Genomic DNA, 26,952 nt, shown 5'->3' with positions numbered 1-26,952 from the left:
CTGTTCCGGGGTGTGTCCGGTGCCTGTTAGATGATGGGGTGCCGGCCGTGTACCGGGCTGAGGGTTTCCAGCAGCGACGCGGCGTGCAGGATCGTCGATTCCGCATGCAGGTTGGCCGCCAGTTGTACAGCGATCGGCATGCCGTCGCTGCTCGTACCGAACCGCATCGACAAAGCTGGATGCCCCGTCAGGTTGAAGGGAACGGTCGTCGAGCTCACGTGGAAGGGGCCTACGGTCCGGCCCTCGACGGTGAAGTCCTGGAGCTGATGTTCGTGAGCGGGAATCGTCGTCACCGGGAGCAGCAGGATGTCGTACTGCTGGAAGAACCCTGCCATAGCGTCCCGGAGTCGCTCGACGGCCTGCTCGGCCAGGACGAAGTCCTCCACGGACGTGTCAGGCAGGGTAGCGACGAACTTGGAGTAGCTGAACATCTGCTCCTCGTGGCCCGCGGTGACCTGGCGGAAGGCCGGCTTCACCTCCATGACGCTCAGTTCGGACCAGAGTTCGAGAGGGTTGTCCCGCTCGAAGGCCGGGATACGCACGGCGTCGACCTGGGCCCCTGCTTCCTTCAGGGCGTCGGCGGCTGCCTGGACGGTTGCGGAGACCTCCGGGTCGGTCGGGCCGAGTCCCGAGTCGACCAGCCAGCCCACACGTAGCGACCGGTTGGGATCGGCGCCCAGGCCTGTGTCGACCTCGATCGGGACGGTGGCAAATCCGTCGGCGCCGTCGGGGCCGGCCAAGAGCGTGTAGGCGAGTGCGAGGTCACGGATGGTGCGGGCCATGGGGCCGACATGCCAGTTGCGGCGGGGCTCGCGCGGCCAGATTCCCGTCATCGGGATGCGCCCGTGCGTCGGTTTGAAGGAGGAGACTCCGGTGTCGGCCGCCGGACCGCGTACCGAGATGGACAAGTCCGTGGCGAGTCCTAGCGGTGACATTCCGGCCGCGATCGCGGCGGATTCGCCGCCGCTCGAACCGCCGGGCGAACGGTTGACGTCCCAGGGGTTGTTCGTCCTGCCTGTCAGGAGGTTGTCGGACTCGATCCAGTACGAGAATTCCGGCAGATTTGTCTTCGCCAGGAGGATCGCGCCTGCGCGTTTCATGCGCGCCACGGCGGTGGCGTCCGTGTCGGGGATGCGCCCGGCGAAGATGGGGGAGCCGCGCTGGGTGAGCACGCCGGCGGTGTCGAAGGAGTCCTTGGCTGTGAAGGGCACGCCATGGAGCGGCCCTACTTCCCCTCCGCCCGCGAGCTCATCGTCCGCCGCCTTCGCTGTCTCAAGCGCGTCATCGACGAGCGTGACGATCGCGTTGAGTCGCGGGTTGACGGCCGCGATCCGGTCTTGATGCGCCTGCACCACCTCGACCGAGGAAGCCTTCCCGGTTCGGATCAGCTCCGCGAGTTCGCTCGCATCAAGGTAATTGAGTTCGGTGGTCATGATGCGTTCCTTTCCGGACCGGTCTCTTGCTTCGAGGAGACCGGCACATACGTCCGGGAGCCCACGATCCGCAGGAGCGGGTACTTCGAAGGTGAAGTCGCCATGGGGTATCGGCAGGACGGTGTCGTCCTCCGCTTCGTGCGCACACGGCGAGGAGCGTCCCGCGCACAGCCCGTGAGGCCGCCTCTGGACAGGGGTCGGCCTGCCGCGGACCAGGGAGATTTACATGAGGAGAACCTCCTCGGGGTGACCACGTTCTCGGGTTCCACCCTCGAACAGGTACTATGTAGGTCACCATACATGACACGAGGAGAGGACGCAGGATGGGGAAGCGGACGGATGCCAAGCAGAAGATGGTGCAGGCCGCCAAGCAGCTCATCCGGCAGCGCGGCTACAACGCGACGGCCTTCTCCGACGTGCTGGGGCTCAGCGGTACGTCCCGCGGTTCGGTCTACTTCCACTTCCCCGGCGGTAAGACGCAGCTGGCCGTCGAAGCTGCCGAAGCCCACGCATTCGAGCAGGTGGAGATCATCGACAGGGTCGCCCGCCAGGCCGAATCCGCAGCTCAGCTGATCGAGATCTTCATCGGTATGGGCCGAGAAGGCATGATCGCGAGCGAGTACGGGCGAGGCTGCGGCGTCGCCCCGCTGATCACCGAAGGCGCCACACAGGACTCGGCCGAGCTCGCCGAAACCGCACGCCGGGCTTTCTCGGAGATGACAGACAGAATGGCCTTCCACTTCGTCGCCTTCGGTGTGGAGCGTGCTTCCGCGAGAACGCTCGCCGAGACCGTGATCGCGGGCGTCCAGGGAGCGATGATCACCTCCCGCGCTCTGCGAAGTCCCACGCCGTACGACTCGGTACGCGCCGTACTGGCAGCCCACGCTGTGAGCGTGTCGCCGAAGGGCCTCAAGCCCGGCCGCATCTGAAGCCCGTCGGCTTCGTCTCCTCCGGTCGGCCATGGCTGCCGATCCGGCGCGTTGATCTCACCGCTATGTATGCTGGCCTACATAGTATCTGCCCGCCCACAGTGGGAAGAGGGGTTCCGCTCATGACGCGCGTACTCATCACCGGAGCATCCCGAGGCATTGGAAGGATCAGTGCGATAGCACTGCACGAAGCGGGTCACGAGGTCATCGCCACGGCCCGCGACGTGTCGATGCTCGAAGACCTGCCGGTGGCACAGAAATTGCGACTCGACGTCACCGACCAGGCCTCGGTCGACCAAGCGCTGGCCGAAGCCGGCCACGTCGATGCCCTCCTCAGCAATGCCGGGGCGACCGTGCGGGCACCGCTGGAGACGATCCCGCTCACCGCGCTGGGGGACCTCTTCGAGCTCAACGTCTTCGGAGCCCTGCGCGTCGCACAGGGCATCCTGCCCCAGATGCGCGAACGCGGGTCAGGGCAGTTGATCTTCATGTCGAGCATCCAGGGCCGTCTGGTCATCCCTTTGATCGGCGCCTACAGCGCGACCAAGCACGCTCTGGAGGCCTTCGCCGAGACACTGGCCATCGAGTCCGGCCACTTCGGCGTGTCCGTGCACGTCATCGAGCCGCCCGCGGTCGCCTCCGGGGGCGCTGAGCGCGCCCAGGTGTACCTCGACAGCGGTAACCCCTACCGCCCACTCCTGGACAGAATCGGCCCCTTCCGCGCGGCACCTGTCTCAGTCCTGGAGGTCGCCGACGTCGTGACAGCGGTGGTCGCGGAAGGTGACAAAGCGCCGTTCCGTATCCCCGTCGGTGAGAGCGCGAAGAACATCCTGGGCGCGCACAGAGAAGCACCCGACCACACGCCTTTCCTCGCCGCGCCGCTGAATTGGTAGAGGCTCTCAACGCCCCTGAGTGGTCGTCCGGACACGCCCTCAAGCGCTCACCAGGGTCATCGCCGAGCGGCGTGGGTGGTTATGCTCCGGGGAGCCGGACACGTCAGACCAGGTCACCGGTCGGTTTCACGTAGGTACAGGTCCGCGGCACGGGCGGGAGGGCAGGATGGAAGGCCGAGTCACGGGAGTCAGCCGTCACGCAACGTACTCCTTCAGCAAGCCCAACCACACGTCCGTCACCCTGCTCGCCGGGCTCGGGGTCGAGGGGGACGTGCACGCGGGACGAACGATCCGGCACCAGTTCCGCATGACGTACGAACCCGACGTGCCCAACCTGCGACAAGTCCACTTGATGCACGAGGAGTTCTTCGAAGAGCTCGCCCTCAAGGGCTTCCAGGTGGCCGCGGGCCAGCTCGGCGAGAACATCACCACGCGCGGCGTCGACCTTCTCGGCCTCGCCACCGGCACTCTGCTCCACCTCGGCGACGGGGCGGTGGTCGAGGTGACAGGCCTGCGCAACCCCTGCTCGAAGATCAACGATTTCCGTACGGGACTGCTCGCGGAGATGTTCGCCATGGATCCGGTGTCCGGCGAGTTCACTTTCAAGAGCGGCGTGATGGGGGTGGTGCGCCGCGGGGGAGTCGTACGCCCTGGCGACACCGTCGACGTGGAACTGCCGCCGCCCCCGCACCAGCCGTTGGAGCGCGTCTAGCGAGCCATGGAGCGTTGTGGAAGTCCCGGTCCGTAGGGGTCCGGCATGGGGAAGTGCCATGCCGATCACGGACCAGCAGGTAGTGGGACGCGCGTTGCTGCGGCAGATGCCGACGATTCGCATTCTCGACTTCTCGGTAGCAGCCCGCGTTCGCTCGTGAGCCGCTCCGGGGCGTCGCCCAGGACCACGCGCCGCCGCTACGGTCGTGCCGCAGCCCGACGGTCAGTTCCTGGCGTCGATCCTTGGCTGCTTTTCAAGGTTGACGCTGATCAGGTCGATGCCCAGCGGCGTGAGAGTGTGACGCACCGTGTTGCGATACCGGACCGAGAGGATCAGACCCGACTCGCGCAATATGGCGGTGTGCTGGCTGGCGGTGGAGGCCGTGACGCCGATACGACGAGCGAGTTCGCCCGTCGTACAGCCGTCCTGAATCACGCGGAGAGCGGTGGCCCTGCTGTGCCCGAGCAAGTGGGCGAGCCGGTCTCGCTTTCCCGGCGCGCGATCGGCCGGCGGTAGCCACCAGCCGGGCTCCTGAGTGATCGGATAGACCAGGACCGGGCAGAGCTCGGGGTCGACAAACGTGACAGGTGTGCGCCAGCAGAAGACCGAGGGCACCAGGAGGAGCCCACGACCCTCGAGATGGAGGTCGCGGTCGACCGGGTAGTCCGACTCCAACACCGGCGGGCGCCAGCGCAACGTAGGACTCAGGCTGCGCAGCAGACCTTCGGTGCCGTGATCGATGAGGGCTCGGGACCGTCGGGCCCGATCTGCGTCGACCAGTGCCTGGAGGCGCGGCCACACCGGAGCGAGGGCAGCGCGGTGGTAGTCGTGCAGCGCGTCACCGATCGCGGCGAGCGCGGTCCGCTCGGCATCGGCCAAGGTGCGGGCCCAAGTACGGGCCCAGCCGGGCGGGTTGGGGAGCAGAGCCAAGTCCTTCCTCAGCCGCTCCTTGGGCGTGGACAGCACCGCGCCGACCGTGGACTCCAGACAGGGGGCGGATTGGACGGGTGTGAGGAAGTCGGGGAAGTCACCTGTCTGCGGTACCAGATACCGCAGCAGACGCACGTGAGGCGTCCGCAGGAACCGCAGGCGTGCCCTGGTTGCGGCACGCCAGGGTCCGAAGACCGCCGGTGCCTGAGTGGCTGCAAGCTGTGTGACGCTCAGTACGATCTCCCAGCCGGGATCAGGCCCCGAGACCGTCCGTATGCGGGACAGATCCTCCGCTGTGAAGTGCAGCCTGAGCGCCATAGCCCTCCCCGTTGCCACCCCGTACTGCTGATTATTGGCACCCAGTACGCATGCTGACCAGCGTATTTCGGCCCTTATGACATGTTCTTGTCGGTCAAATCGGGTCGCTGCCACTCTCGCTGAGACATCACCGCGGTCCCGGTTGCCAGGCGGGACCGCGATCGACGGAAGGAGAAAGATCCATGCGTACTCGTCTGTTCATGGTGACCGTCGCGGCGGCCAGTGCCCTGTTCGGCTTCGGCACCACGACCGTGGCAGCCGCGCCGGCAAACGACGTGGCGTCGTCCGGTTCCGCAGCGCCGTTCGCCGATCAGGCCCGAGACGCACACCTGACGGCCGCCCAGACCTCGGCACTGAAGTCGGAGGTCAACCGCTACCTCAAGAAGACCGGCGGCAAGCAGGTCGCGCTCAACAAGATCGAGGTGGACGGCGCCACGCTCCTGGTGGCCATCCCCGGAGAAGACCGACCGAGAGACTTCGCTGCTGGGGAGGGTACGCGCGCCGCGGCCGACCCCTGCCTGACCGGAGCGGTCTACAGCGGCTACTTCTGCGTGTACAGCCAGGAGGTCTACCAGGGCAGTTACTACTACTGGTACGCCTGTGCCAAGCGCTCCATGCCGTGGGCCGGATACGGCTCGTGGATCAATGACCAGACCCCGGGTACACGGGCCACCTTCTACAACAGCAGCGGGGGCGTCGCCTACACCACCCCGGCCCCGTACAGCTCGGACGACAGCTACTACTGGACGCCCATTTGGCACGTCAGGAACTGCTGGACCTGACGGCCGGGCGGGCGGTCCATCAGCCCGAGCGTGAAGCACAATGCGCAAAGCACGCCGTTGCCTGCCGGGCTCGAGGTCCCGTACCTCAAGCCCGATCTTGCAGGAAACGGCGTGTTTTTCTGGGGTGTGCGAAAACTGGCCCCGATCGAGGCGTTGGACGCAGCGGTATGCGATCAGGCAGACGGCGAGGGCCGTGAGTGGCCTCCCTCGGCGACCACGGCACGGAACCCGCGCTACCGCTGCAGGCGGCGGTGCTCGTCGTAGTCGTAGCTGCGGTCGGCCGGCAGCGCGGCCAGGCGTCGGTGGGGTCTGCCGACCCGGCACGCGACGGCCGCAGTCGTGTCCGGCCAAGGCACCCTGCGTCCGGGTGGCCGGCCCCCGTCACTTGACTGCGATGAACCGCAAGGTCCGCCGCTCGCGCGCGTCCCGGACGGCGTGGTCGCAGGGGGAGAACTGCCAGGTGACAGCGGCGTGGCGGAAGAGGTCCCTGACGGGGCCGTTCGCGGGGAAGCGGCGACTGGCTCGCCGTCCTGAGGCCCGTTGGGCGGACCGGCGCTGAGTCTCACCGGGTGGCGGATCGAGACGTCGACGGCGGGTGCCGCCCTTCTCGCCGAGCTGTGGGGCTGACGAGGAGGAGGGCGATGTCGTCGTGGCGGGGGGCGGAGCGTTCGGCGTGCTCGACGAGGGCGTCGGCGAGTTCGTCGAGGTCCTGCGCCCGGGTTCTGGCGAGGTGACGGGCGAGAGCGTCGATGGTCTCGTCGATGTCTACGCCCGGCAATTCGACGAGTCCGTCGGTGTACAGGGCGAGGACGGCTCCGGGTGGGAGGGCGATCTCGGTGCTGAGGTAATCGGCGTCGGAGTCGATGCCGAGCAGCAGCCCGGGTGTGGCGCGCAGGACGTCGGTGTGTCCGTCGGGGTGGCGGAGCAGGGGTGGGGGGTGTCCGGCGCAGGCGAGGCGGGCGCGGTGGTGGGTGAGGCAGAGCTCGACTGCCAGGCAGCTGGTGAACAGTTCGGTGTCGAGGTCGGTGAGGAGGCGGTTGGTGCAGGCGAGGACTTCGTCGGGGGCGGTGCCGGTGGTGGCGTAGGAGTGCACGGCGGTGCGGACCTGCCCCATGAGCGCGGCGGCGGTGGGGTTGTGTCCTTGGACGTCGCCGATCACGGCGACGGCGGTGGTGGGGGCCGGGTGGATGAGGTCGTAGAAGTCGCCGCCGATGTCCATGCCGTGGCCGGCGGGCAGGTAGCGGGCGGCGACCTCGAGACCGGGGATGTGGGGCAGCGTGTGCGGCAGCAGGCCTTGCTGGAGTGTGCGGGCGAGGGCGTGTTTGGTGTCGTAGAGGCGGGCGCGGTCCAGGGCTTGGGCGATCAGTCCGGCGAGGGAGGTGAGAAGGGCCCGTTCGGCCGGGGGGAACGGTCGCTCCTGGTCGTAGGAGAGGACGAGGGAGCCGATGAGGCGGCCGGAGGCGGTCAGCGGCAGGAATGCCCAGGCGCTGCGTCCTCTGTGGCGGGGTGCGTCGGGGTAGGCGTGCTGGAAGTCGGCGAAGCTGGTGAAGAAGGCGGGGTCTCCGGTGGTCAGTGCGTGGGTGGGTGGGGTGCGCGCCGCCAGCGGTGTGCCGTCGAAGCGGCTGAGGAAGTCGGGGTCGTAGCCGCGGTGGCCGGCGATGTGCAGGCGTCCTTCGTCGGCGGTCATCAGGACCAGGCCTTGGGGGCCGAAAGCGGGCACGATCTGGTCGGCGACGAGGTCGATCACGTCGTGGACGCCTACCGCCTCGGCGAGCACGACGGCCAGGTGTGTGAGGTGGTACAGCGCCATGGCGCCTACCGGCGTGGCGGTCTGTGGAGCGTCCGGCCGCTGGGCGTCGGGGGTGATGTGGATGCTGATGCCGTTGTCGCCGGGATAGAGCTGGAAATGCAGGGTCGTGTCCGGCGGACGCACGGCGGTGAAGCCGGCGGGTCGGCGGGTGACGGCCGCTGCGCGGTAGCTGTCCTCGCAGACCGGGGCCCGCAGCCAGGGCAGCACCTCCCAGGGGCGATTGCCCACCAGGTAGGCGGCGTCGGCGCCCACCAGCTGGGCGCCGGCGGAGTTGATGAAGGTGAGCCGGCCGTCCAGGTTCAGAGCGCAGCAGCCGACGGGAAGACGCTCGGCGAACTCGTACGCGGCCATGGCCTGGCCGGAGGTCGCCTCCGCCGGCAGGGCGGGAAGCATCCAGGGCTCATCCGGCGGCAACACCGGATGACCGTCGTCGGCCGCCCGCTCGAGAAGGGCTCCCATGTTTCGGCAGCATGTGGTGATTGCCTCGTGCTGGTCGGGGCTGAGGTGTGGCGGGTGCCGGGCGGGCCACAGCAGTGCGATGCCGCCCTGTACGCCGGTGCCGCCTGTGGGGACTGGGGCTGCGGCGAGCATGAAGTCGTAGGGGAGTACGAGACCGATCTGCGGATAGCGACGCGCCATCTCCTCCTGGCTGCGGAGCCAGAGCAGGCGCCCTTCGCGTATGGCGTCCGTGACCGGTGACAGAGCGTCCATGGGTACCCGCGTCCAGGGAGCGGCGATCTCCGGGGAGACGCCGGTGACCAGCGCCAGACGCAGCAGCCGTGCCCCGGGCGGCAGGAGGTAGAGCAGGCCGACCGACGCACGGGTTTCACGCACCACGTCGGACAGCGGCGCTCCCAGGTTCTCCAGGGCGGTTTCAGCACCGCTACGGGCCCCGATGGGTGACTGCATGGCTGCTACCTGATTCCTGCGACGGGTGCCATGGCTGTGCCGGCGCGGCCGAAGGGGTCACGGACCGCTTCCGCCCCGATGCCCAGCCCCGTGGTGATCTCTGCCCACCTGGCTCCTTCCTGCGGTGCGACGGCCTCCGGGGTCCGCTGCGCCTCGGCCTCCGTGAAGTCGCCCATATAGGGACGGTATGCCCGTACCGGCGTGACGGCACAGCGGCCGATCGAGTCGGCGGCCGACAACGCTCGGCTACGCAGGGCGGCGAGTCGACCGCGTTCGGTGGTCGGCGTGCTTTACGCCGATCGCGCACTCCGCGGTCCCGACCAAGCACCCCGCCGGCGAGGGCCTGGTCGCGCTGCTGGAGCCGTTCGGGGACCTCGCCTGGGCCGATGTCGGAGCACTCGCGGTCCTCGCCGGCCTCGGCTTCACTGTCGTCCTGCTCATCGGCGAACTCGCCTTCCCCGACCCCGCCGATCATTTGAAGGATCACCCCGCCTGACATCGACCGGAGCGATCCATCCGTAGAAGTCACAGGATCCGGCGGACGCGACCCAGACGTTCTGCCGCAGGTGTGCCCACCGCTGGAGAGAAGAGGGCGAGGACCTGAGTGCGTTCCTCGTCCAGGAGCACCTGGCAGTCGAGTTCCAGCAACCCGACCTCGGGGTGCTGGATCCGCTTGCGTCTGCTGCGCATGACTCCCACCGCATGCAGACGCCACAGGGCCTCGAACTCGGCACTCGCCCGTAGCAGCCGTTCCACCGAGTCGTTCGCCTGGGCGTCGTCGCGGCGGACGACAGCAGCCCGCAGGTCGGCGACGAGCGCCCGGGATTCCGTCGCGTGGTCCTGGACCGGGTATCCGGCGCGGGCACGGGGATCGGTGAACCAGCGGTAGATCACCGTGCCAACGGGACCGCGCACCTGGGTGAGGTCACCGAAGACGGCCCGAGCCAATTCGTTCTGGGCCAGGGTGGCGCCGAGATCGGTCATGACCTGAGCCGGGATGTCGGAGAGATGGTCCAGGACACCCAGCAGGCTCGGTGCAACGTGGTCGTCCGACCGTATGCGGTCTGGCGGCTGATGCCCGGCGAGCCGGACAGGTGGTCGCGCTCGTCCAGGGTCAGGCGCAGTGCTCTGGTGATCGCGGGCAATACGCCGGGCGACGGCTGCGGCGCGCGATCCTGTTCCATACGGGTGTAGTAGTCCGCAGAGATGTCGGCCAGGTGTGCGACCTCCTCGCGGCGCAGTCCGGGAGTACGTCGGCGTCGTGTCTCGCGACGACCCACGTCCCCAGGGCTGAGCGCCTCCCTGCGCACCCGCAGGAAGTCCGCCAACTGCTTGGTGTCCACCCTTCAAGTCTGCGGTCGCGCCCCGAGCGGCAGCCAGAGACCGCCGATCCCTGGGTAAGGCGACTCTGCCTGCTGTCTCCGATCGGCGACAGGCTCGTCGTCGTGCCGGGAACCTCCCGGTCGACGACTTCGACGAGGGGAAGATCCTCATGAGCACGGCCGCAACTTCCCGGACCTGGTTCCTCACCGGAGCCTCTCGCGGACTTGGCGCAATCTGGGCCGAGGCGATCCTCGACCGCGGTGACCGGCCGGCGGCGACCGCTCGTGACACCGCGGCGCTGGCACCGCTGTCCAAGCGCTACGGCGACCGCGTTCTGCCGATGCAGCTCGACGTCCGCGACTCCGCGGCTGTCGGTGCGGCCGTGCGGAGCGCCGAGGAGGCGTTCGGCGGGATCGACGTGCTGGTCAACAATGCGGGTCACATGCTGGTCGGTGCCGTCGAGGAGATCGAGGAGGAGCAGGCCCGGCACAGATGGACGTCAACTACTTCGGCGCGCTGTGGGCCACCAGGGCCGTGCTGCCCGGAATGCGGGAGCGTCGTGCGGGCCGGATCCTGCAGGTCTCCTCGCTCGGTGGTCTGGTCGCGTATCCGGCGCTCGGCATCTACCAGGCCTCCAAGTGGGCCCTGGAGGGGGTGAGCGAGTCACTGGCGGCCGAAGTGGCCGCGTACGGCATATACGTCACTTTGATCGAGCCGGTCATGTTCCCCACCGGTCTTGCCACCGCGTCCCCGCAGGCCCGGCAGGAGCCCGCGTACGCGCATGCCCGGGAGGCGCTCTACGCAGGGGCAGGAGCTGCGGGCCTCACGCCCGGCGATCCCGCGGCGACGGCCGAAGCCCTTCTCGCGCTCGCGGACACGCCTGAGCCGCCCCTGCGGGTGCTGTTCGGCACCGGCGGCCTGGAGGCCCTACGCGCCGAGTACTCCGGTCGGCTCGCCGGGCTGGAGCAGTGGGACCACGTCGCGCGCCTCGCGCAGGGCAAGCCGGGCGGATCATGAGCCGGCCCGGTCGGGATATTCGCTGGTTGCCGCTTGCTGATGGTGGTCATACTGCCGCGATGGATCCAGTGACGCTTGAGACCGACCGTCTGGTCCTGCGGGCCTTCACACCTGCCGACGTGGATGCGGTGTACGAGGCCTGCCAGGACGAGGACATCCAGTACTACACCCCGGTGCCGGTGCCGTACCGGCGTGCTGACGCGGAGAAACTCGTCGGCGAGAAGCTGCCCGCTCAGTGGGCCGAGGACAGGGACTACACCCTCGGCGCGTTCCGCAAGGACACCGGCGCCCTGGTCGGGTCGTACTGCCTGACCCTTATCAGCCGCGGCGTCTGGGAGCTCGGCTACTGGGCGGTCAAGGAACAGCGCGGACACGGGTACTCGGTGGAGGCCGCTCGGGCCCTGTGCGACTGGGGCTGGGACACCCTCGACGTCCACCGCATCGAATGGTGGGCCATGGCCGGCAACACCGGCTCGCGTGCCGTCGCCGAAAGACTCGGCTTCACCGTCGAAGGGACGCTGCGCAACCGCAGCATCGCCAACGACGGCAAGCCGCACGACTGGTGGGTGGGCGGACTGCTGAGGTCCTGATGCCGCTCCGATGCCTGGCCGGTCTCGTGTCTTCTTCTGCGGGGAAGTCTTCCGGCTCGGACAGCCCCGCAGAAGAAGACACGACGACGTCACTCCCGTGCGCCCGCCAGCTCCACCGCCCCGCGGCGCAGGAAGAGGCCGGCCGGAGCCACCGCCGAGATCACGGCGAGCACCGCGCAGGCCCCCAGGACCGCTGCGAGCGTCACCCACGGGATTTCGATGGACGTCCACACCGAGAGCAGGCCCAGCGCGCTCCACATGCCCAGCAGGTTGACCCCGGCGACCAGCGCTCCCAGCAGTCCGCCGACCATGACCACCATCGACGACTCGCCGCCCACCAGTCGTAGCACCTGCCACCTGGTGGCGCCGGCCAGCCTCAGGACAGCCAGTTCGCGGGCCCGGTCGGAGGTGGCCATGACCATCGTGTTGGCCAGCGAGATGCCGGTGTAGAGGAGAGCGATCCCGAGGACCAGGAAGAAGCCCATCCGGGTCGTCCGGCTGGTCTCGGGGTACGTCGTCCGCACCCAGGCGTCCCTGGTGAGAACCTCCCCGCCCGATGGCCTTACCGCTTGACGCAGACCGGCGGCCACAGCGCCCGCGTCGGCACCGTCCGCGAGGCGCACGTCGACCCGGTCGACGGGTGCCGTGGGGGCGTTGCGCGGGGTGACGTAGACGCCGTTGTTGCCGGTGCCGATGGTCATGACCGCGGCGATCCTCAGGGACTTCCTCGTGCCGTCCCCGAGCCACACGTCGACGCGCTCGCCCACGGTGTGGTTCTCCCACTCCTCGTTGACGATGATCGAGTCGTCGTCCAGGCTGCTCAACCTCCCTGCGGTGAGGGGGAGATGTGCCGTTGCCGCGAGCGGCTCCGGCTCGACGGCCCTGGCGTCGGACCTGATGAGCGCCACACCGTCCTCCATGACGTACACGGCACTGGACGAGCTCGCCGAGACCTCGGCACCGGACACGGCGCGCAGCCTCCGCAGCGTCGCCTCGTCGAAACCGGTGCCGCCCGCCGGAGTGACCAGGAAGTCTGCGGCCGTCTGCCCGCGCACTTCGGTTGCCTTGGCCTCGTTGAGGGTCGCGGTGGCGCCCAGCAGTGAGCCCGCCAGTGCGACCGTGACCAGTACGGGCGCCGCGACGGCGGCGGTGCGGCGCACGCCGGTGACGGCGTTCTCCCGCACCAGCATCCCGCCGGCGCCCGGCAGTTGGGCCGGTAGCCAGGCGATCAGCCGGGCCAGTGGCCGCACAAGCACCGGGGCGAGCAGCGCGACCGCCGTGATCAGCAGCATCGGCCGACTCACATAGGTCTTGCGCTGCAGCAGCTCGCCCGGGTTCGTGACCAGGGCCAGGGCCAGTGTCACCGCGGCGGTGATCAGCAGGGCCGTGCCGAACAGCCGGCGGCCCCGTGTCATGGGCCGGGTGTCCACGGTCGCCTCACGCAGTGCCTCGGTGGGGCCGGTGCGCCCCGCCCGCCAGGACGCGGCCAGCACGCCGCACAGGGCCACGAACAGGCCTGTCCAGAACGCCATGTGGTAGGGCCAGGCGTAGTCGCCGATGGTGAACCAGCGGGGCGCGAGGCCCTCGTCGACCGCCCACTCGGCGAGGTCCGGAGCCCCGTAGGAGCCGAGCACGCAGCCGGCGGCCGATGCGAGCACACCGATCACGAGCGCCTCGTAGACGACCATGCGGCGGATCTGCCCCGGGGTCGCCCCGGCGGTGCGCAGCAGCCCGAACTCGCGGCGCCGCTGGGCCACCGCGAACGCGAAGGTCGAGGCCACCACGAACACCGACACGAATCCGGTGACGCCGCCGGCCGTGCCGAACATGGCGTTCATCGCGGTGAGGGCCTCGCTGTCCCGGTCGGGGTCGGCGTCGGCGTACCGGCGCGCGTCCCCGGTGAGGACCCGCACGCCCCCGCTCCCGCGCACAGCCTCGCGCACGGCCGCCGCATCGGCGTCGACCACGAGCTGGACGCTGCGGGGCGACAGTTGGGCGGCTCGGGTGTCGGTGTAGTACACGGCGTTCTCGAAGCCGAGTCCGGCCACGGTGCCGACGACGCGCACGGTGCCGCCGCCGGTCCGCACCCGGGTGCCCGGACGGGCCCAGTCACCGCTGACCACGACCTCGTCCGCGGCCTCGGGCGCGCGTCCCGCGTCGAGCGCGTACGGAGCGAAGGCCGCGGTGGACCAGGGGTGGCCCACCAGATCGGCGGGCCCGCCCTCGGCCCGCACGGCGAACGACCGGTCCTCGACCACGGTCCCGAGGTCCCGCAGTTCCGCCACCGCGTCGTCGGGCACGGCACGCGGCTGCGCGAGTTTCTGCGTGCGGTCGCCGACCGCGGTGGGCACCGTGAGGGTGTCCTGGCCCTTGACCACCACCGGCGCGGCGGCGAACCGTTCCGGCTTCCGGTCAGGTGCGTCCAGCGAGGACGCCAGGGCCAGTCCCATGACGGCGATCAGCGCGACGCCGAGGCAGAGGGCGACGAAACTGCCGAGGAAGGTGACCCAGCGGGTGCGCAGTGTGCGCAGCGTGGTGCTCAGCACGGTGCCGCCTCCAGCTTGGTCATACGCGCCGCGATGTCCTCGGCGCAGGCGCCGATCAGCTCGCCGTTGACGCGGCCGTCGACGAGGAAGACGACGCGGTCGGCGTAGGAGGCGGCGACGGGGTCGTGGCTGACCATGATGATCGTCTGGCCGTTCCGGTCGACCATGCTTCGCAGCAGGGTCAGCACCTCGCGGCTGGTCTGCGAGTCGAGCGCGCCGGTCGGCTCGTCGCCGAACAGCACTTCGGGGCGGGTGATCAGTGCGCGGGCCAGCGCGACCCGCTGCTGCTGGCCGCCGGACATCTCCGTCGGCCGGTGCCGGGCACGGTCGCCGAGTCCGACCTGGTCGAGCACCTCGCGCACGTGAGCCCTCTTCGGGCGGCGGCCGGCCAGCCGTAGCGGCAGGGCCACGTTCTGCTCGGCGGTCAGCGAGGGCAGCAGGTTGAACGCCTGGAAGACGAACCCGATGCGCTCGCGGCGCAGCAGGGTCAGCTTGGTCTCGCTCAGCCTGGTCAGCTCGGTGCCGCCCACGGTGACCGAGCCCGATGTGGGCTGGTCCAGGCCCGCGGCGCACTGCAGAAGGGTCGACTTGCCGGACCCGGACGGGCCCATCACGGCGGTGAAGGTCCCCCTCGGGAAGGCGAGCGACACCTGGTCGAGGGCGGTGACGGACGTGCCGCCGCCCGAGCCGTATCGCCGGATCACGGAGCGCAACCGGACCGCGTCGTTGCTCATGAGTTCCCCCACCAGTACTTGCTCCTCGTCTCGTTGGTGGCTCCACGAAACCGCGGAAGCGCCGCGCGGCGCAGTACGGCCCGAACGAGACTTGGGGTAGTGCCAGGCATACCCCCGATACGGACCCAGGGCCGATGGCACCGGACCGGTGCGGCCCCATACGGTCATGCACATGCACCCTCGGAATGTGTGGCAGGCCATGTCCCGGCCGGGCTTCCTGCTGTCGGCCTGGCCCTGGCGCGCCGCCGCGTATCTGCTCACCGGCGCGGTGAGCGGCGTCGCCACCTTGGTGGGGATCGTGACGGTGGCAGCGGTCGGCGGTGCTCTCGCCCTTGTCCTGGTGGGGCTGCCTCTGCTCGTGGTGGTCGCCCTCACCGGGATCCCGGTGGCCGAGGTGGAGCGGCGCAGGCTGCGCCTGATCGACCGCGACCCGGTGTCCGGCCGGCATCAAGTCCCGACCGCCCCGGGACTGTGGGCCTGGCTGACGACCCGGCTGCGCGAGAAGTGGACCTGGCGGGAGCTCGGGTACGCGCTGCTGTTCGCCGGACTGCTGTGGCCGGTCGACGCCCTTGCCGTCACGGTCGCCCTGCTCTTCCCGCTGTCCATGGTCGCCACTCCGCTGCTGATGGCCACGGTCGGCGACGGCCACGAGACGAAGGTGCTCAAGCAGTGGACGGTCACCACATGGCCGACCGCGTTCGGCGTCGCTGTCCTGGGCCTGTTCCTGTTGGCCCTGTGCGCCTACCTGCTCGGCGTCACGGCGGGCGCCCGCGCCGAGCTGACCCGCCTGCTGATCGCATCCCGCGAGGGCGAGCTCGACGCCAAGGTGGTCGAACTGGCCCGCTCCCGCGTCCGGTTGGTCGAGGCCTTCGAGGCCGAGCGTCGCCGTATCGAGCGCGACCTGCACGACGGCGCCCAACAGCGCCTCGTGGCGGTGACGATGGCCCTCGGCCTGGCCCGCCTCGATGTCCCGCCCGGCCCGCTCGCCGACCAGCTCACCAAGGCCCACGAGGAGGCGGGGAAGGCGCTCGTGGAGTTGCGCGAACTCATCCATGGCATCCACCCCAAGGTCCTCACGGACTACGGCCTCCAGGCTGCGATCGCCGACGCCGCCGACCGCTGCGCGGTCCCCGTCGAGGTCCACCTCGAACTGCCGGGCCGGCCAACGGAGGCGGTCGAATCCGCGGCGTACTTCGTGGTCTGCGAGGCGCTGGCCAACGTCGCCAAGCACAGCCGGGCCGAACGCGCGCAGGTGAGGGGCGGCCAACGTGACGGACGCCTGTTCCTCGAAGTGCGCGACGACGGCTGCGGCGGCGCGGACCCCTCGGCGGGCAGCGGCCTCACCGGGCTCGCGGACCGGGTGTCGGTCCTGGATGGCAGACTTGCCCTGACCAGTCCGCCCGGTGGACCGACATCGTTGCGTGTGGAGTTTCCTTGCGAGTTGACCGAGGCGGCCGACCGCTCCGCGTAGTGCTGGCCGAAGACAGCGTGCTCCTGCGGGAAGGACTCATCGGCCTGCTCGGCCGCTGCGGCCACGAGGTGGTGTCGGCCGTCGGGGACGCGCGGGCACTGACTGCCGCTGTCGAGGAGCACGCCCCCGACATCGTGGTGACGGACGTACGCATGCCGCCCGGTTTCCAGGACGAGGGCCTGCACGCGGCAGTACGGCTGCGCGAGCAGCGCCCCACACTTCCGGTCCTGGTCCTCAGCCAGTACGTGCAGCGGACGTACGCCGCCGAACTCCTCGACTCCGGCGACGGATCAGGCGTCGGCTATCTGCTCAAGGACCGAGTCGGCCAGGTCGAGGAGTTCGTGGCAGCGCTGCACAAGGTGGCGGACGGCGGGACAGTGGTCGACCCCGAGGTGGTGCGCCAGTTGCTGCGCCGCCGCCGCGATCCGCTGGAGCAGCTCACCCCGCGCGAACGCGAGGTGCTGGCACTGATCGCCGAAGGCAAGTCCAACGGCGCGATCGCCAAGGAGCTGGTGGTTTCCGAAGCGGCGATCGGCAAGCACATCGGCAACATCCTCACCAAGCTGGACCTGCCTCCGACGGATACGACCCATCGCAGGGTCCTGGCCGTCCTCACCTACCTGCGGGCCTGACCCCGACGGACCGGGAGCACCGTACGCGTGCATTGCCGCCCGGATGAGACGTCGCGTGTCAGCCCTTCAGGAAGTACAGGGTCGTCGTGGTCACGGCAGTGGTCAGGATGACAACCCGCAGGAGCCGACTGGGCAGACGGCGGGCCAGATGGGCGCCGGCGATGCCGCCGACGACAGCGCCGACGAGGGTGGCGGTCAGGAGGAGGGGAGCGCTCAGCGCGTCCGAGGCGACGAGGAACAGCGCGGTCGCGCTGAGATAGATGGCGGCTAGCTGGGCAACCCGCATCGGATTTCCGGCCGCGGCATCCATGCCGAGGCCGAAATTCCACAGCGCGAGCATGAGGATGCCTACGGCTCCGCCGAAGTATCCGCCGTACACGGCGAGGAGGAACTGGCCGATCAGGATGGCCCGGGGACTCATGTCGACGGTGCGTCCCAGCACGGTGCTCGCCACTCCTGAGAGTCGGCGTCCGAAGAGCAGCACCACTGTGGCGAAGGCGAGCAGCCACGGCGCCGCGGCGTCGAACGACGATGCCGGCAGCGCCAGCAGCAGGACGGCGCCGACGACGCCGCCGAGCACACTGGTCGCCGTGAGTGTCCTCGTGGACGTGCCTCCCACTGGGGCGAGGTCGCGCCGGTAGACCGCCGCGCTGGCAATGGCCCCGGGCGCGAGCGCGATACGCGACACGGCATTCGCCGTCACCGGTGACAGGCCGAACGCGACAAGGGCGGGCATGGCGACGAACGTGCCCCCGCCGCCCAGGGCGTTGAGCGCCCCGGCGGCGACGCCCGCCAGCAGAACAAGCAGTATCTCCGTCACGCGCCGAGCATCACGCGTGAGCGGCCGCCTCACAATGCGTAATCGGCGAAGCCGGCCTAAGGCCGAGCCGTAGCCTGGCGGCGTGCGCTACGACTTGGACGACTTGCGGCTCTTCCTCCACACCGTGACGGAGGGTTCGATCACGGCGGGTGCTCGGCGGATGCATCTGAGTCTTCCTTCGGCCAGTGCCCGGCTGCGCTCCTTGGAACGCAGTGTCGGGGTGGCGCTGTTGATCCGCGGCCGTAGGGGAGTGCGGCCAACTCCCGCGGGGACGACACTGACGCGGCACGCACGCGAGGTCCTTGCTCAGACGGCCCGGCTGGAGAGCGCTGTCGCAAGCTACACCCGGTCACCGACGGCCCCTCTGGTCCTGCTCGGCGGGGGATCCGCAATGCACCGGCTCATACCGAACGCACTGGTCTCCTTCCTCCGCGCGTACCCCGATGTCGATGTCACGGTCTGTGAGAGCCGTACCCCGCGGACCTTGCGGATGTTGGCCGATGGGGCGGCGGACCTGGGGGTGGTTCTCGACGACGAGGCCCGTGATGCGGATGTGCGGACAGAGCCTCTCGGTGACGACTCCCTCGTGGTGATCGGGCAGGTCGCGGGGATCCTCGCCGGCCGGGACGAGCTGAGCTACGACGAGGTCGCTGAACACCCTCTCGTCGGGCTGGACGACGCCTCCTCGTATCAGCGATGGATCGAGAGGCACCTCGGCTCCAACAGCCCGGTCGCGCGCTATCGCACTCGTGTCGGCAGCCTCAACGCGCTCATCACCCTTGCTGCCTCCGGTGTCGGACTCGCCGTGGTGCCGCGCCGCGCCCTGGACCCCGACCTGCAGCTCGAGGTGTGTCAACTCCGGGATCCTTGGGCACGACGCCACCATCTGCTGGCCTGGGGCAGACGGGACCGAGGCTCCGCACAGGCTCTGGCAGCGCTTGCTGATCGTCTTCGTCGTGCTCAGTGACTCTCGTGCGGTGCACGCGTCGTGCTGTGCCCCGAATTCTGACGAGGGCGATCTTCAGGAGACTCGTCAACTCCGATTCGGTAGGGGTATCGGAGCGAATGTGTACGGTCGTCGACCGGGTCACAGAACCAGTTTTTCAGCTGACGGTCACCATCTCGAGGTGGATGATGCAACGGGCCGGTTCCTAGGATCGCCGCGTGCGTAGGTCACGGATACTCTTACTTGGCTCGGCTGCTGTGCTAGTGGTGGCGGCGGCCGTCGGTGTCTACTTCTACGGCTCCTTCTTCGGCTGGTGGGCCCGCCCGACCGTCCGCGACGCCCCCGTGGCGAAACCGGCGTCCGTGAAGCCGCTCGCGAGCGGGCTGCGCCATCCCTTCGACCTGGCGTTCCTCCCCGACGGGTCGGCGCTGGTCACTGAGCGCGAGAGCGGCCGCCTGCGGAAGGTCACCTCGGACGGGAAGATCAGTGAGGTCCGGACGATCCACGAGATCGCGGAGCCGGTCGTCCAAGCCGGGTTGCAGGGAGTGGCGGTCTCTCCCTCCTACGAGCGGGACGGCTGGGTCTACGTCTACTACACCACCGAGCAGGACAGCAGGGTGAGCCGGCTCCGGTTGGACTCGAAGGCTCCGCCCGAGCCGATACTGACCGGGATACCCAGCGGGAAAATCCACAACGGCGGGCGGATCAGGTTCGGTCCGGACGGCATGCTCTACGTGACCACCGGGGAAGCCGACGAGCGTTCCAGGGCCCAGGACCGCAACGATCTGGGCGGCAAGATCCTGCGGATCACGCCGGAGGGCAAGCCCGCACCGGGCAACCCGATCGAGGGCTCACCGGTGTACAGCTGGGGGTTCCGCGACCCGCAAGGACTCGCCTGGGACGACAAGAATCAGCTCTACGCCTCCGAGTTCGGCCACCACAACCTCGACGAGCTGAATCGCATCGAACCCGGCGCCAACTACGGATGGCCCGAACTGGAAGGCACCGGTGGGGAGCCCGACTTCACGGACCCCATCGCGACCTGGAAGCCCGCCGACGCGTCCCCCAGTGGGATCACCTACCACGACGGACGGATCTGGGTCGCCTCCCTGCGCGGGGAGCGGCTCTACCGGATCGCCACCGACGGCTCGTCGCCCGAGCAGCTGCTGACCGGCGAGTACGGCCGACTGCGCGACGTGAGTGTGGCCCCGGACGGCTCGCTGTGGGTCCTGACCAACGGCCGCACCGGCCCTGACTACGACCTGATCCTCCGGGTGACCCCATGACGGCCTGAGGAGAAGCAGGGCATTCCATCGGGTTCACCCGGCTGCTCGTGGGTCGGCCCGCATTGATGAACGCATCCCGCATCCGGCCCGTCCAGTTACGCATAACGGCCCGGAGACGGGGGGTTCATGGGCTTGGCGTGGGGGAGGGGCCGAGTGCCGCTCTGACGATGTTCAGGGCTTCGTCCGGACTGATGCCGAGGCGTGTGATCAGGGCGGCGTACTCGGTGGCTGCGTGGCGGGCTTGTTCGCGTCCGTCCTCGCCGGTGGCGGCCACGAAGGAGCCGGCTGCGCGGCGGGTTTCGATCAGGCCCGCTTCCTCCAGCTCTCTGTATGCCCTGCCGACGGTGTTGGCCGCCAGGCCCAGGTCCGCGGCCAGCCTGCGGATGGTGGGCAGCCGGGTGCCCACGACGAGGGTCCGGTCCTGGATCTGGCGTGCGAGCTGGGCTCGGAGTTGCTCGAACGGCGGGACGGCGGAGGCCGTGTCGATGATGATCACGTGGTCAGCTGTCGACGGGGGGACGATGTGGTGCGTTGCCCGTCCTCGCCGACCGGAACGTGATCGCGGCGAGCGAGACGACGCCGAGGACGACGAGGGCAATCCAAGCGGTGGTCCACCAGGCAAGTGTGCCGTCGGTGACCGCGGCGGCGGGAATGCCCCACGGCAGGCACCACACCATGGTGGGCGTCGCGATCTCACGGGCATCCTCAGCCCGGAGAACGGCATCGGCGTGCAACGTCGCCTCGTCGTCCGCCACTGCCGGGTGCGTCAGAACGTGGCGAAGCTGGACCAGCATGACGGCGGCCACCCCGAACAGCCCGATAAGCAGGATGGTCGCTGCGTACCGGACGCCGGGCGCGGGGGATGCCAGCGCGCCGGCGGTCAGTGCGATCGCACCGACGAACGTACCGGCCGTGAGAGCCGCTCGCGGCCAGCCGAGAACGGTGCGCCAGCTCGGGCGTGTCAGATGGGCCGCCCTCCGTGGCAACTCTGCGCCGACCTGACGGTCGATCCGACGCACCCGCCGGTCCAGCGACGCCTGCGCCAGCACGAATATCGCCACCACTCCGGCGAGGAACGGCAGAGCCCCGTTCTCGTAGGGCGCCTCGGTTGCGGCCTCGGCGGGGAGGTTGGTGCTGTAGACGAGGGCGAGCGCGATGATGAACGCAGCCAGGAGGATTTGCCCGGCCAGCCGGGAACTCTGCCGGGCGGCCAGGCGCCTGGCCAACAGGGGCGTCGCCGGAACGTGGGACAGCCCGTGCCCAGACAGCCAGAGGCGGGCCCGCTCAAGATCGACTGGACGATCCCGTCGCTCGTCTTTCGGATTCATCGACATCCCACCTCTTGTCTCAACCTTTGACTCAGGATGATGCGACAAAGGTTGAGTCAAGTCAACGTCGGTGCTGGGCTCAGTTCTCTCTGCGTGCGGATGCGGAGGGTCGTGGCACGCCAGGTGGGTCATCTCAAGGCGCGATCCCCCCCTCCGAGGCGGGCGGGGTGAGCGGCCGGCAAGATCCCGGCGGCAGCACTCGGGGACAGCGGGCACACCTGCCAGGTCGGGATCCTTCGTGCCCATGTTCCCGACCCCGGCTGGCCCCTGATCGGCGAGAGTCCCCACCTGGTGGCGTCCTGGACCGACGGCCCGGTCGTCTCTGAGGCGTTGAGGGAGCGTTTTCCAACCTGGCATCTGTGATGGCCAGTTGGGCTGACAGCGCGGTGAAGCCCCTGGTTGATGGCTTTTCGGCCTGAACGCTGTCCCGTAACGGCTGGCCACAGCTGAGATGATCTTGCGGTGTCTGGTGTGATCACGGCGTCGGAGTTGTCTTGGATTGCCCCGTTTACCGGGCTGAGCCCGCGTGTGTTCGCCAAGCTGATGCGTCAGCTGCGGCGCGAGGGCGGCGACGCATCCGGCCGGGGCCGGCCGCGGAGCCTGTCGCTGGAGGACCGGGTCCTGCTCGTCACGGCGTACTGACGCACCGATCTGACCCTGCGCCAACTTGCAGCACTCTTTGGGATCTCGAAGTCAGCGGCCGATCGCACCATCGACCGCACCGGTCCGCTGTTGGCGCTGCAATCCAGGACGCGGTCCCGCAGGGATACGGTTCTCATCGTCGACGGCATGTTGGTGCCCACCCGCGACCACAAGATCGCGGAGCAGTCAAAAGACCATCGCTACTCCACCAGCCACCAGGTGGTCATCGACGCCGACACCCGCCTGGTCATCGTGGTCGGCCGGCCCTTGCCCGGCAACCGCAACGACTGCCGGACCTGGAGCGAGTCCGGCGCCAAGACCGCCGTTGGCGCCACGACCGTCATCGCCGACGGCGGCTACCGGGGAGCAGGGCTGGTCATCCCACATCGCCGGCACGCGAAGGACGAGAAGCTGCCTGCCCGGAAGCAGGCGCACAACAAGTCCCACAAGCAGGTCCGGGCCCGTGTCGAGAACGTCTTCGCCCGCATGAAGACGTGGACGATCCTTCGCGACTGCCGGCTGAAAGGCGACGGAGTCCGCCACGCGGTGCTCGGCATCGCCCACCTGTACAACCTCGCACTCACCAGATGACTGCGACGGTATTCATCTCCGTTAGCCCGGCGGCGTGTGGCGGGGCCACGGCCTGCCCGTGTGATCGACTGCAGCGGCCCGCAGCAGCTCCAGCAGATGGCAGCCCGGGTATGTGCCGAACACTGGGAACTTCCACCGGTAGTAGCAGGACCAGTAGCTCACCACCCGGCGCTCGGTCCGCGCGAAGAACCCAGGATTCCGCGCGACGAAGTCCCCGTATGCCAGCCGCTGGGCAGACCGCTTGAAGGGCAGGTCGGAAAGGCCGTGTTGGATGGACTCCAGGATCTCCAAGACGTACTCACCGGCCAACTGCACCACGAACGGCACCGCCCACGCCTCGTCGGAACTGGCGATTTGCTCCAGGTGACGCTGACGGACCAGCCCGTTGCTGTGCCGTGAGTACAGGCAGTGCAGGATCGCCTGCTGCACCCCCGTCAGCGCGCACACCACGTGGACGGGCAGCTCATCCTGATAGATCCGATACGGGATAGCGACGACTTCATCGCCCACGTACACCGAGAACGGCGATACGGGTGCGATCCGGGCTTCCGGCATGACCGCCGAGACCGCGCGAACGTCATTGGCAAGGTGGTGTGGGAACGCCGCAACCAGGTCATCGTCGGTCATCGCCATAGGTCCAGGCTGCTGCATGGCGGAAGCTTAGGCGTCTGCTCACCCCCATCCCAGCCTCCGCCGACAGTAGGTTGTCCGCGTTGTTTGCGCCCAACCGATCATTGCGGGACAGCCCTGAGAGAACCGTCTCCACCAGAGGCTGCATATGCTTGTCTACCCGTCGGGGATCGACGTGTCGAGTTCCGCTCTGCGCATCCTGTCCGCACAGCTGCGTGCCCATCGCCGCCAGCGTGGCACCCGCTGGCGACAGATGACCACGGGCCGCCAGGCCCTGTTGGCCCTGGCCCACCTGCGGTGCGGGCACACCTATGCCCAACTTGCGGCCGGCTTCGGCGTAGGCACCCACCACCTCCTACCGGTACATCACCGAGGCCGTCGAGGTCCCGGGCCGCGCTCGCCCCGGACCTGGCGAGTGCCGTCTGGCCGCATCCCGCAAGGCGTTCGTGATCCTGGACGGGACACTGCTGGCGATCGACCGGATCGCCCCCGACCGCCCGTTCTATTCCGGGAAGCACAAGAAGCACGGCATGAACGTGCAGATCCTCGCCGACCCCTTCGGCCGCCTGTTGTGGGCTTCGCCCGCTCCGCCCGGCGCCGTCCACGACATCAAGGCGCCCCGCAGTCGCGGCATCATCGATGCCCTTACCGACGTCGGCCTGACCTGCTGGGCCGACAAGGGCTACCAGGGCGCCGGCGGCACCCTCCGGGTGCTCATCCGCAGCCGGTGGGAGCGACTGTCCGCAGGTCAGCAAGCCGTCAACATCGCCCACGCGCGCATCCGGTCCCTGAGCGAGCAGGCCATGGCCACCCTGAAGACCTGGCGCCTGCTCCGCGAACTCCGCTGCAGCACCAATCGCATCAGCAGGCTCGTCCATGCGATGCTCACCCTGCACCTGGACTGCACAAACTGAGGTAGGCCGTCCTCGACCTGAGGATAGAAAACACTCTATGAGTTTCGACATCTTCGTGTGCCGGTTCGAGAACGGTGAGCCGACGCGATTGGACATGAGTGCTGCGCACGAGGTCCTCGCCCCCTATGTGGTGGCACGGGACCCCCGGACAAACTTCCTGCACGTTCGTACGGGGGAAAGGGAGGAGGCCGATGTGTTCTTCTCCAGCCCGGACAACATCACCTTCAACCGCTTCGGAGGCGGCGGAATCATGGACCTCCTGGCCGTCCTGCTGCGCCGGCTGGACGCCGTGCTCGTCGTCCCGGGCGGACCAACCATGATTCAGCGGGACGAGGACCGCGACCTTCTGCCTGCCGCTCTCAGGGACGGGTGGCCGGTCGTGGTGGCCCGCACCGGCGCGGAGATCGATCAGGCGATCCGTGCTTCCTGAACGAACGGACGGACGGGGCGCCCATCCCTGGTGCGGGCCACCGGGAACGGCCTCGTGAAGACCGCGCTCGTCCTTCACCACGCCTAGACCTGAGGTTGGAAGAGGCTCAGGATCCCGTATTCGCGTGCCCGCAACGGAACTGGCAGGCCAGGGGAGAATCGGCCGTACCACAGCCCCCACCAGGTCAGGGGGGCACGGCCGACGCGCACCAACACCACGTTTCAGGGCGACAGCCGCTCGTGCGTGCCTTGGGAGATGCCGGTACGCTTCGCAGTGCCCCGCACCTGCGTGCAGGAATTACGCGGTCCCTGACGCCCCGGCCGCATACCGTGCTCGTAGCTTTGCCGCGAGACCGAGGGTCTGCTCGAGACGGTCGTCGACGGTCACCTCCCATGAGCCGCTGTCAATCGCGGCAAGGACCACGAGGCACTCTCCGAAGTCATCCACAGCGAATTTCCGCGGTGAGAGCCGGCTGCGGTCCTCTGCTGCCACGAGGAGCAGATCGAAGCACTGGCGGACGCCGACTGCGAAGTCCTGCAACTGCCCCCACGACATGGTGTGACCCTCCGGAGATTCATGCACCGTAGCTCTGAACTCCTCAAAGCCAAGACCATCGGGAGGGGGCGCGATGCCGTCGAAATCGAGGATGCTCCACACCCAGTCGTTTCCAGGTACAAAGGCAAGCAGGTCAGCAAGACCTACGATTCCCCCATCGCCATCATGCATCTGGAACGACGTCAGCTCACTCACGAGCACTCCCTCTCTTCCAACGGCTCGGCGACACGACGACCGCGAGGGCCCGGTTGCATCTTCGTTCCAGCAGTGCTGATGAGGATTGTCGTGGGTCTGCGGCCGTCCGTGATCTGTGAAGCTGATGTCCGTTCCTGACAGTGGTTGACGATCACGTCATTCCAGGGCGGAAGTTCACGAAATCCCCCGGTGCTCCTCGGGATGATGCCGCGGCTGGTGCCAGGGTCAGTGCCACCAGAGCACGATGAGCAAGTGGCGCTTCGCTGCGTCAAGGTAGAAGTCCCGCAGGGCGTTGAAGTGCTTGACCAGGTACTCACGCGGACCGCCGATGATGCGGTCGGCCCCGTGTCCGATGACGCAGCCGGCTTCGCGCTCGTCGAGCGGCAGGGCAGCCAAGAGGGCGTGGATGTCGATCTGGTTGAGCAGATCGGAGACACGCGCCACTTGAGCGCTGGACAGGCCCGCAGGGACAGGCCCGAACGGACCGATGGCGTGCGGGTGCCTATTGAGGAAGCCCAGGTCGAGAGCGGTGTCGCCGTCGGTGGCCTGGCGGAGAGCGTCGAGGCGAGCCTCATCGAGCCCGGACACCTCGCCCAGACGTGAGAGCAAGGCTGGGGCCCAGTCCAGGTCCAACACGTCCGATGCCGGCGGATCCCATCGAGGATCACCGTCAGGTGACGCGCTGGCTGACTGGCGGCAGACTGCGAGATACACCTCCGGAATGCGGGCGAGTTGCTGAGTGATGGCCATGGTGCCATTATCTCGGCAATGTCCACCGGATCCTCTCGCAATCGCTTGGGGCCGAGCGCGATCAACGGGCTCACTCACGGTTACAGCTCCCCAAGAAACCCCCCAGACCGCCACGGTGGGGAATTCCTGGCTCTGGCTCAAATCCCCGGCTGCGGGCACTGGGTCGCCGAGCATGTACCTGAGCAGAGCTTGCCGCGCTGACCGAGTTCCTGGCGCCGTGCACGTCCAGGCGTCCCGGTCGGCTCGCTGGCGAAAGCGGCGCGCAACACTGTGCCCACTGGGTTGGCGCGCAGTTCGTGCACGGTCAGGCCGGTCTCGTCGAACGGTGCGCGGGTCACGGCAACATCGACCAGTCCGGCGCGCAGTCCGCAGGTCGGGTCGGTGAGGTCGGTCCCGCGGATGCGGACCTCGACCTACGGGTGGCGGCGCCGGTATGCGGCGGCGAGCCGCTGGGCACCCCGGTCGGAGCCGTCACCCAGCATGCCGACCGTGAGGACCGAGGCGCCGGCTGCCGCGGCCACACGCACCCGTACCTGATCGGCTCGGTCGAGCAAGGTGCGTGCCTCGCTCAGGAGCGTCGCGCCGGGCGGGGTGAGCGTGACTCCTGCGGGGGAGCGCTCGAAGAGTGGGGTACCGAGGTCGGCCTCCAGATGCTTGATCGCCCGGCTCAAAGGAGGCTGGCTCATGTGCAGGCGGTCGGCGGCCCGGCCGAAGTGAAGTTCCTCGGCCACGGCCACGAAATAGCTTAGGGTGCGCAGCTCCATGGCCGCCGACGATACCCGTACGGTATCTGCCCAGGCCAGGGCTTGTCCGAGGCGGTGGACCAGAGAAGCAGT

At 68.8% G+C, this 26,952-nt stretch carries 25 protein-coding genes and 5 pseudogenes; 15 read left to right on the top strand and 15 right to left on the bottom strand.

The features are described from left to right. Window positions 1-26: 26 nt before the first annotated feature. Window positions 27-1,433 (bottom strand): amidase, encoded by a 1,407-nt coding sequence (locus ACIP2X_RS09395; protein ID WP_401669651.1) that lies wholly within the window; start codon window positions 1,431-1,433, stop codon window positions 27-29. 323 nt (window positions 1,434-1,756) lie between these two features. On the opposite strand from ACIP2X_RS09395, the gene ACIP2X_RS09390 reads away from it, so the two are divergent. The 3 genes from ACIP2X_RS09390 (at window position 1,757) to ACIP2X_RS09380 (ending at window position 3,967) form a co-directional block, all read left to right on the top strand. Next, window positions 1,757-2,362, top strand: coding sequence for a TetR/AcrR family transcriptional regulator (locus ACIP2X_RS09390; protein ID WP_401669649.1), 606 nt, complete (start codon window positions 1,757-1,759; stop codon window positions 2,360-2,362). Between the two features lie 122 nt (window positions 2,363-2,484). Then, window positions 2,485-3,255, top strand: coding sequence for an SDR family NAD(P)-dependent oxidoreductase (locus ACIP2X_RS09385; protein ID WP_401669647.1), 771 nt, complete (start codon window positions 2,485-2,487; stop codon window positions 3,253-3,255). Between the two features lie 166 nt (window positions 3,256-3,421). Beyond that, a complete protein-coding gene (locus tag ACIP2X_RS09380; RefSeq protein ID WP_401669645.1) occupies window positions 3,422-3,967 on the top strand; it encodes an MOSC domain-containing protein in 546 nt (181 codons plus the stop codon). Window positions 3,968-4,189: 222 nt separating this feature from the next. Here ACIP2X_RS09380 and ACIP2X_RS09375 read toward each other — a convergent pair whose 3' ends face one another. Continuing rightward, a complete protein-coding gene (locus tag ACIP2X_RS09375) occupies window positions 4,190-5,215 on the bottom strand; it encodes a DUF5937 family protein (protein WP_401669643.1) in 1,026 nt (341 codons plus the stop codon). Window positions 5,216-5,397: 182 nt separating this feature from the next. Between ACIP2X_RS09375 and ACIP2X_RS09370 the strand changes: the two genes are divergently transcribed. Beyond that, window positions 5,398-5,997: a hypothetical protein gene (locus tag ACIP2X_RS09370; protein ID WP_401669641.1), complete on the top strand. Its 600-nt coding sequence runs from the start codon at window positions 5,398-5,400 to the stop codon at window positions 5,995-5,997. A 562-nt stretch (window positions 5,998-6,559) separates the two neighbouring features. On the opposite strand, the gene ACIP2X_RS09365 is transcribed toward ACIP2X_RS09370, so the two are convergent. Together ACIP2X_RS09365 and ACIP2X_RS09360 are read right to left on the bottom strand one after the other, a co-directional pair. Further along, window positions 6,560-8,716 (bottom strand): SpoIIE family protein phosphatase, encoded by a 2,157-nt coding sequence (locus ACIP2X_RS09365; protein WP_401669639.1) that lies wholly within the window; start codon window positions 8,714-8,716, stop codon window positions 6,560-6,562. 5 nt (window positions 8,717-8,721) lie between these two features. Further along, window positions 8,722-8,892 (bottom strand): hypothetical protein, encoded by a 171-nt coding sequence (locus tag ACIP2X_RS09360; protein WP_401669637.1) that lies wholly within the window; start codon window positions 8,890-8,892, stop codon window positions 8,722-8,724. Window positions 8,893-9,086: 194 nt separating this feature from the next. Between ACIP2X_RS09360 and ACIP2X_RS09355 the strand changes: the two are divergent. Next, a pseudogene (locus tag ACIP2X_RS09355) lies at window positions 9,087-9,185 on the top strand (Na+/H+ antiporter NhaA); the annotation flags it as partial. Window positions 9,186-9,241: 56 nt separating this feature from the next. Here ACIP2X_RS09355 and ACIP2X_RS09350 read toward each other — a convergent pair. Together ACIP2X_RS09350 and ACIP2X_RS09345 are read right to left on the bottom strand one after the other, a co-directional pair. Beyond that, window positions 9,242-9,700, bottom strand: a complete 459-nt coding sequence (locus ACIP2X_RS09350) for a hypothetical protein (RefSeq protein ID WP_401669635.1) — start codon at window positions 9,698-9,700, stop codon at window positions 9,242-9,244. Beyond that, complete coding sequence (locus tag ACIP2X_RS09345; RefSeq protein WP_401669632.1) at window positions 9,697-10,059, bottom strand: helix-turn-helix domain-containing protein; 363 nt, start codon at window positions 10,057-10,059, stop codon at window positions 9,697-9,699. Before ACIP2X_RS09345 ends, ACIP2X_RS09350 begins: the two co-directional genes overlap by 4 nt. A gap of 149 nt (window positions 10,060-10,208) precedes the next feature. Between ACIP2X_RS09345 and ACIP2X_RS09340 the strand changes: the two are divergent. From ACIP2X_RS09340 to ACIP2X_RS09330, 3 genes and pseudogenes are all read left to right on the top strand, one after another. After that, window positions 10,209-10,469, top strand: a pseudogene (locus ACIP2X_RS09340) (SDR family NAD(P)-dependent oxidoreductase); the annotation flags it as partial. A 62-nt stretch (window positions 10,470-10,531) separates the two neighbouring features. Further along, complete coding sequence (locus tag ACIP2X_RS09335; RefSeq protein WP_401669630.1) at window positions 10,532-11,056, top strand: SDR family NAD(P)-dependent oxidoreductase; 525 nt, start codon at window positions 10,532-10,534, stop codon at window positions 11,054-11,056. Window positions 11,057-11,115: 59 nt separating this feature from the next. Further along, window positions 11,116-11,646 (top strand): GNAT family N-acetyltransferase, encoded by a 531-nt coding sequence (locus ACIP2X_RS09330; RefSeq protein ID WP_401669627.1) that lies wholly within the window; start codon window positions 11,116-11,118, stop codon window positions 11,644-11,646. An 89-nt stretch (window positions 11,647-11,735) separates the two neighbouring features. On the opposite strand, the gene ACIP2X_RS09325 is transcribed toward ACIP2X_RS09330, so the two are convergent. Both ACIP2X_RS09325 and ACIP2X_RS09320 read right to left on the bottom strand, forming a co-directional pair. Then, on the bottom strand, window positions 11,736-14,192 hold the full coding sequence (locus ACIP2X_RS09325; protein ID WP_401669625.1) for an FtsX-like permease family protein: 2,457 nt from the start codon (window positions 14,190-14,192) through the stop codon (window positions 11,736-11,738). Next, window positions 14,186-14,926 (bottom strand): ABC transporter ATP-binding protein, encoded by a 741-nt coding sequence (locus ACIP2X_RS09320; protein ID WP_401669623.1) that lies wholly within the window; start codon window positions 14,924-14,926, stop codon window positions 14,186-14,188. The genes ACIP2X_RS09325 and ACIP2X_RS09320 overlap by 7 nt, the downstream gene beginning before the upstream one ends. A gap of 199 nt (window positions 14,927-15,125) precedes the next feature. Between ACIP2X_RS09320 and ACIP2X_RS09315 the strand changes: the two genes are divergently transcribed. Together ACIP2X_RS09315 and ACIP2X_RS09310 are read left to right on the top strand one after the other, a co-directional pair. Further along, window positions 15,126-16,397: a sensor histidine kinase gene (locus ACIP2X_RS09315; RefSeq protein WP_401672259.1), complete on the top strand. Its 1,272-nt coding sequence runs from the start codon at window positions 15,126-15,128 to the stop codon at window positions 16,395-16,397. Beyond that, window positions 16,397-17,029 carry a response regulator gene (locus ACIP2X_RS09310; RefSeq protein WP_401669621.1) on the top strand — a complete coding sequence of 211 codons (633 nt, stop codon included), beginning with the start codon at window positions 16,397-16,399 and terminating at the stop codon, window positions 17,027-17,029. The genes ACIP2X_RS09315 and ACIP2X_RS09310 overlap by 1 nt, the downstream gene beginning before the upstream one ends. A gap of 58 nt (window positions 17,030-17,087) precedes the next feature. Here ACIP2X_RS09310 and ACIP2X_RS09305 read toward each other — a convergent pair whose 3' ends face one another. Then, window positions 17,088-17,849, bottom strand: coding sequence for a sulfite exporter TauE/SafE family protein (locus ACIP2X_RS09305; RefSeq protein WP_401669618.1), 762 nt, complete (start codon window positions 17,847-17,849; stop codon window positions 17,088-17,090). Window positions 17,850-17,931: 82 nt separating this feature from the next. Here ACIP2X_RS09305 and ACIP2X_RS09300 point away from each other — a divergent pair, with 82 nt between their 5' ends. Both ACIP2X_RS09300 and ACIP2X_RS09295 read left to right on the top strand, forming a co-directional pair. Next, window positions 17,932-18,816 carry a LysR family transcriptional regulator gene (locus tag ACIP2X_RS09300; RefSeq protein ID WP_401669615.1) on the top strand — a complete coding sequence of 295 codons (885 nt, stop codon included), beginning with the start codon at window positions 17,932-17,934 and terminating at the stop codon, window positions 18,814-18,816. A gap of 245 nt (window positions 18,817-19,061) precedes the next feature. Next, entirely contained in the window at window positions 19,062-20,081 is a 1,020-nt protein-coding gene (locus tag ACIP2X_RS09295; RefSeq protein WP_401669613.1) for a PQQ-dependent sugar dehydrogenase, read from the top strand. Between the two features lie 124 nt (window positions 20,082-20,205). On the opposite strand, the gene ACIP2X_RS09290 is transcribed toward ACIP2X_RS09295, so the two are convergent. Both ACIP2X_RS09290 and ACIP2X_RS09285 read right to left on the bottom strand, forming a co-directional pair. Further along, window positions 20,206-20,577, bottom strand: a complete 372-nt coding sequence (locus ACIP2X_RS09290; protein ID WP_401669610.1) for a GntR family transcriptional regulator — start codon at window positions 20,575-20,577, stop codon at window positions 20,206-20,208. Between the two features lie 4 nt (window positions 20,578-20,581). Beyond that, window positions 20,582-21,409, bottom strand: coding sequence for a hypothetical protein (locus ACIP2X_RS09285; protein WP_401669607.1), 828 nt, complete (start codon window positions 21,407-21,409; stop codon window positions 20,582-20,584). Window positions 21,410-21,871: 462 nt separating this feature from the next. Here ACIP2X_RS09285 and ACIP2X_RS09280 point away from each other — a divergent pair. Further along, window positions 21,872-22,642 (top strand): annotated as a pseudogene (locus ACIP2X_RS09280) (transposase). Between the two features lie 21 nt (window positions 22,643-22,663). Here ACIP2X_RS09280 and ACIP2X_RS09275 read toward each other — a convergent pair. Then, the gene (locus tag ACIP2X_RS09275; protein WP_401669605.1) at window positions 22,664-23,275 is read right to left on the bottom strand and encodes a hypothetical protein; all 612 of its coding nucleotides are present in this window, start codon (window positions 23,273-23,275) and stop codon (window positions 22,664-22,666) included. A gap of 145 nt (window positions 23,276-23,420) precedes the next feature. Between ACIP2X_RS09275 and ACIP2X_RS09270 the strand changes: the two are divergent. After that, window positions 23,421-24,186: pseudogene (locus ACIP2X_RS09270) on the top strand (transposase family protein). Window positions 24,187-24,223: 37 nt separating this feature from the next. Further along, window positions 24,224-24,616, top strand: a complete 393-nt coding sequence (locus tag ACIP2X_RS09265) for a hypothetical protein (RefSeq protein WP_401669602.1) — start codon at window positions 24,224-24,226, stop codon at window positions 24,614-24,616. Window positions 24,617-24,913: 297 nt separating this feature from the next. On the opposite strand, the gene ACIP2X_RS09260 is transcribed toward ACIP2X_RS09265, so the two are convergent. The 3 genes and pseudogenes from ACIP2X_RS09260 to ACIP2X_RS09250 form a co-directional block, all read right to left on the bottom strand. Beyond that, window positions 24,914-25,366 carry a hypothetical protein gene (locus ACIP2X_RS09260; RefSeq protein WP_401669599.1) on the bottom strand — a complete coding sequence of 151 codons (453 nt, stop codon included), beginning with the start codon at window positions 25,364-25,366 and terminating at the stop codon, window positions 24,914-24,916. Window positions 25,367-25,591: 225 nt separating this feature from the next. Beyond that, window positions 25,592-26,116: a DUF1877 domain-containing protein gene (locus tag ACIP2X_RS09255; RefSeq protein ID WP_401669596.1), complete on the bottom strand. Its 525-nt coding sequence runs from the start codon at window positions 26,114-26,116 to the stop codon at window positions 25,592-25,594. Window positions 26,117-26,310: 194 nt separating this feature from the next. Further along, window positions 26,311-26,880 (bottom strand): annotated as a pseudogene (locus ACIP2X_RS09250) (LysR family transcriptional regulator); the annotation flags it as partial. Window positions 26,881-26,952 lie beyond the last annotated feature (72 nt).

Origin of the sequence: Streptomyces sp. NPDC089424, from assembly GCF_044749345.1 — a bacterium.
In the GTDB taxonomy this organism is placed as follows: Bacteria; Actinomycetota; Actinomycetes; order Streptomycetales; family Streptomycetaceae; genus Streptomyces.
The sequence above is the reverse complement of the archived record's forward strand: the minus strand, read 5'-3'. Positions and strand labels throughout refer to the sequence as shown.

Bases quoted from the DNA above. Each gene is read 5' to 3' on its own strand.
- ACIP2X_RS09330 (WP_401669627.1), top strand. From the start codon at position 11,116: ATGGATCCAGTGACGCTTGAGACCGACCGTCTGGTCCTGCGGGCCTTC.
- ACIP2X_RS09275 (WP_401669605.1), bottom strand. From the start codon at position 23,275: ATGGCGATGACCGACGATGACCTGGTTGCGGCGTTCCCACACCACCTT.
- ACIP2X_RS09360 (WP_401669637.1), bottom strand. From the start codon at position 8,892: ATGGGCGACTTCACGGAGGCCGAGGCGCAGCGGACCCCGGAGGCCGTC.
- ACIP2X_RS09380 (WP_401669645.1), top strand. From the start codon at position 3,422: ATGGAAGGCCGAGTCACGGGAGTCAGCCGTCACGCAACGTACTCCTTC.
- ACIP2X_RS09335 (WP_401669630.1), top strand. From the start codon at position 10,532: ATGGACGTCAACTACTTCGGCGCGCTGTGGGCCACCAGGGCCGTGCTG.
- ACIP2X_RS09350 (WP_401669635.1), bottom strand. From the start codon at position 9,700: ATGACCGATCTCGGCGCCACCCTGGCCCAGAACGAATTGGCTCGGGCC.
- ACIP2X_RS09320 (WP_401669623.1), bottom strand. From the start codon at position 14,926: ATGAGCAACGACGCGGTCCGGTTGCGCTCCGTGATCCGGCGATACGGC.
- ACIP2X_RS09370 (WP_401669641.1), top strand. From the start codon at position 5,398: ATGCGTACTCGTCTGTTCATGGTGACCGTCGCGGCGGCCAGTGCCCTG.
- ACIP2X_RS09375 (WP_401669643.1), bottom strand. From the start codon at position 5,215: ATGGCGCTCAGGCTGCACTTCACAGCGGAGGATCTGTCCCGCATACGG.
- ACIP2X_RS09285 (WP_401669607.1), bottom strand. From the start codon at position 21,409: ATGAATCCGAAAGACGAGCGACGGGATCGTCCAGTCGATCTTGAGCGG.
- ACIP2X_RS09265 (WP_401669602.1), top strand. From the start codon at position 24,224: ATGAGTTTCGACATCTTCGTGTGCCGGTTCGAGAACGGTGAGCCGACG.
- ACIP2X_RS09255 (WP_401669596.1), bottom strand. From the start codon at position 26,116: ATGGCCATCACTCAGCAACTCGCCCGCATTCCGGAGGTGTATCTCGCA.
- ACIP2X_RS09395 (WP_401669651.1), bottom strand. From the start codon at position 1,433: ATGACCACCGAACTCAATTACCTTGATGCGAGCGAACTCGCGGAGCTG.
- ACIP2X_RS09315 (WP_401672259.1), top strand. From the start codon at position 15,126: ATGTCCCGGCCGGGCTTCCTGCTGTCGGCCTGGCCCTGGCGCGCCGCC.
- ACIP2X_RS09390 (WP_401669649.1), top strand. From the start codon at position 1,757: ATGGGGAAGCGGACGGATGCCAAGCAGAAGATGGTGCAGGCCGCCAAG.
- ACIP2X_RS09385 (WP_401669647.1), top strand. From the start codon at position 2,485: ATGACGCGCGTACTCATCACCGGAGCATCCCGAGGCATTGGAAGGATC.
- ACIP2X_RS09365 (WP_401669639.1), bottom strand. From the start codon at position 8,716: ATGCAGTCACCCATCGGGGCCCGTAGCGGTGCTGAAACCGCCCTGGAG.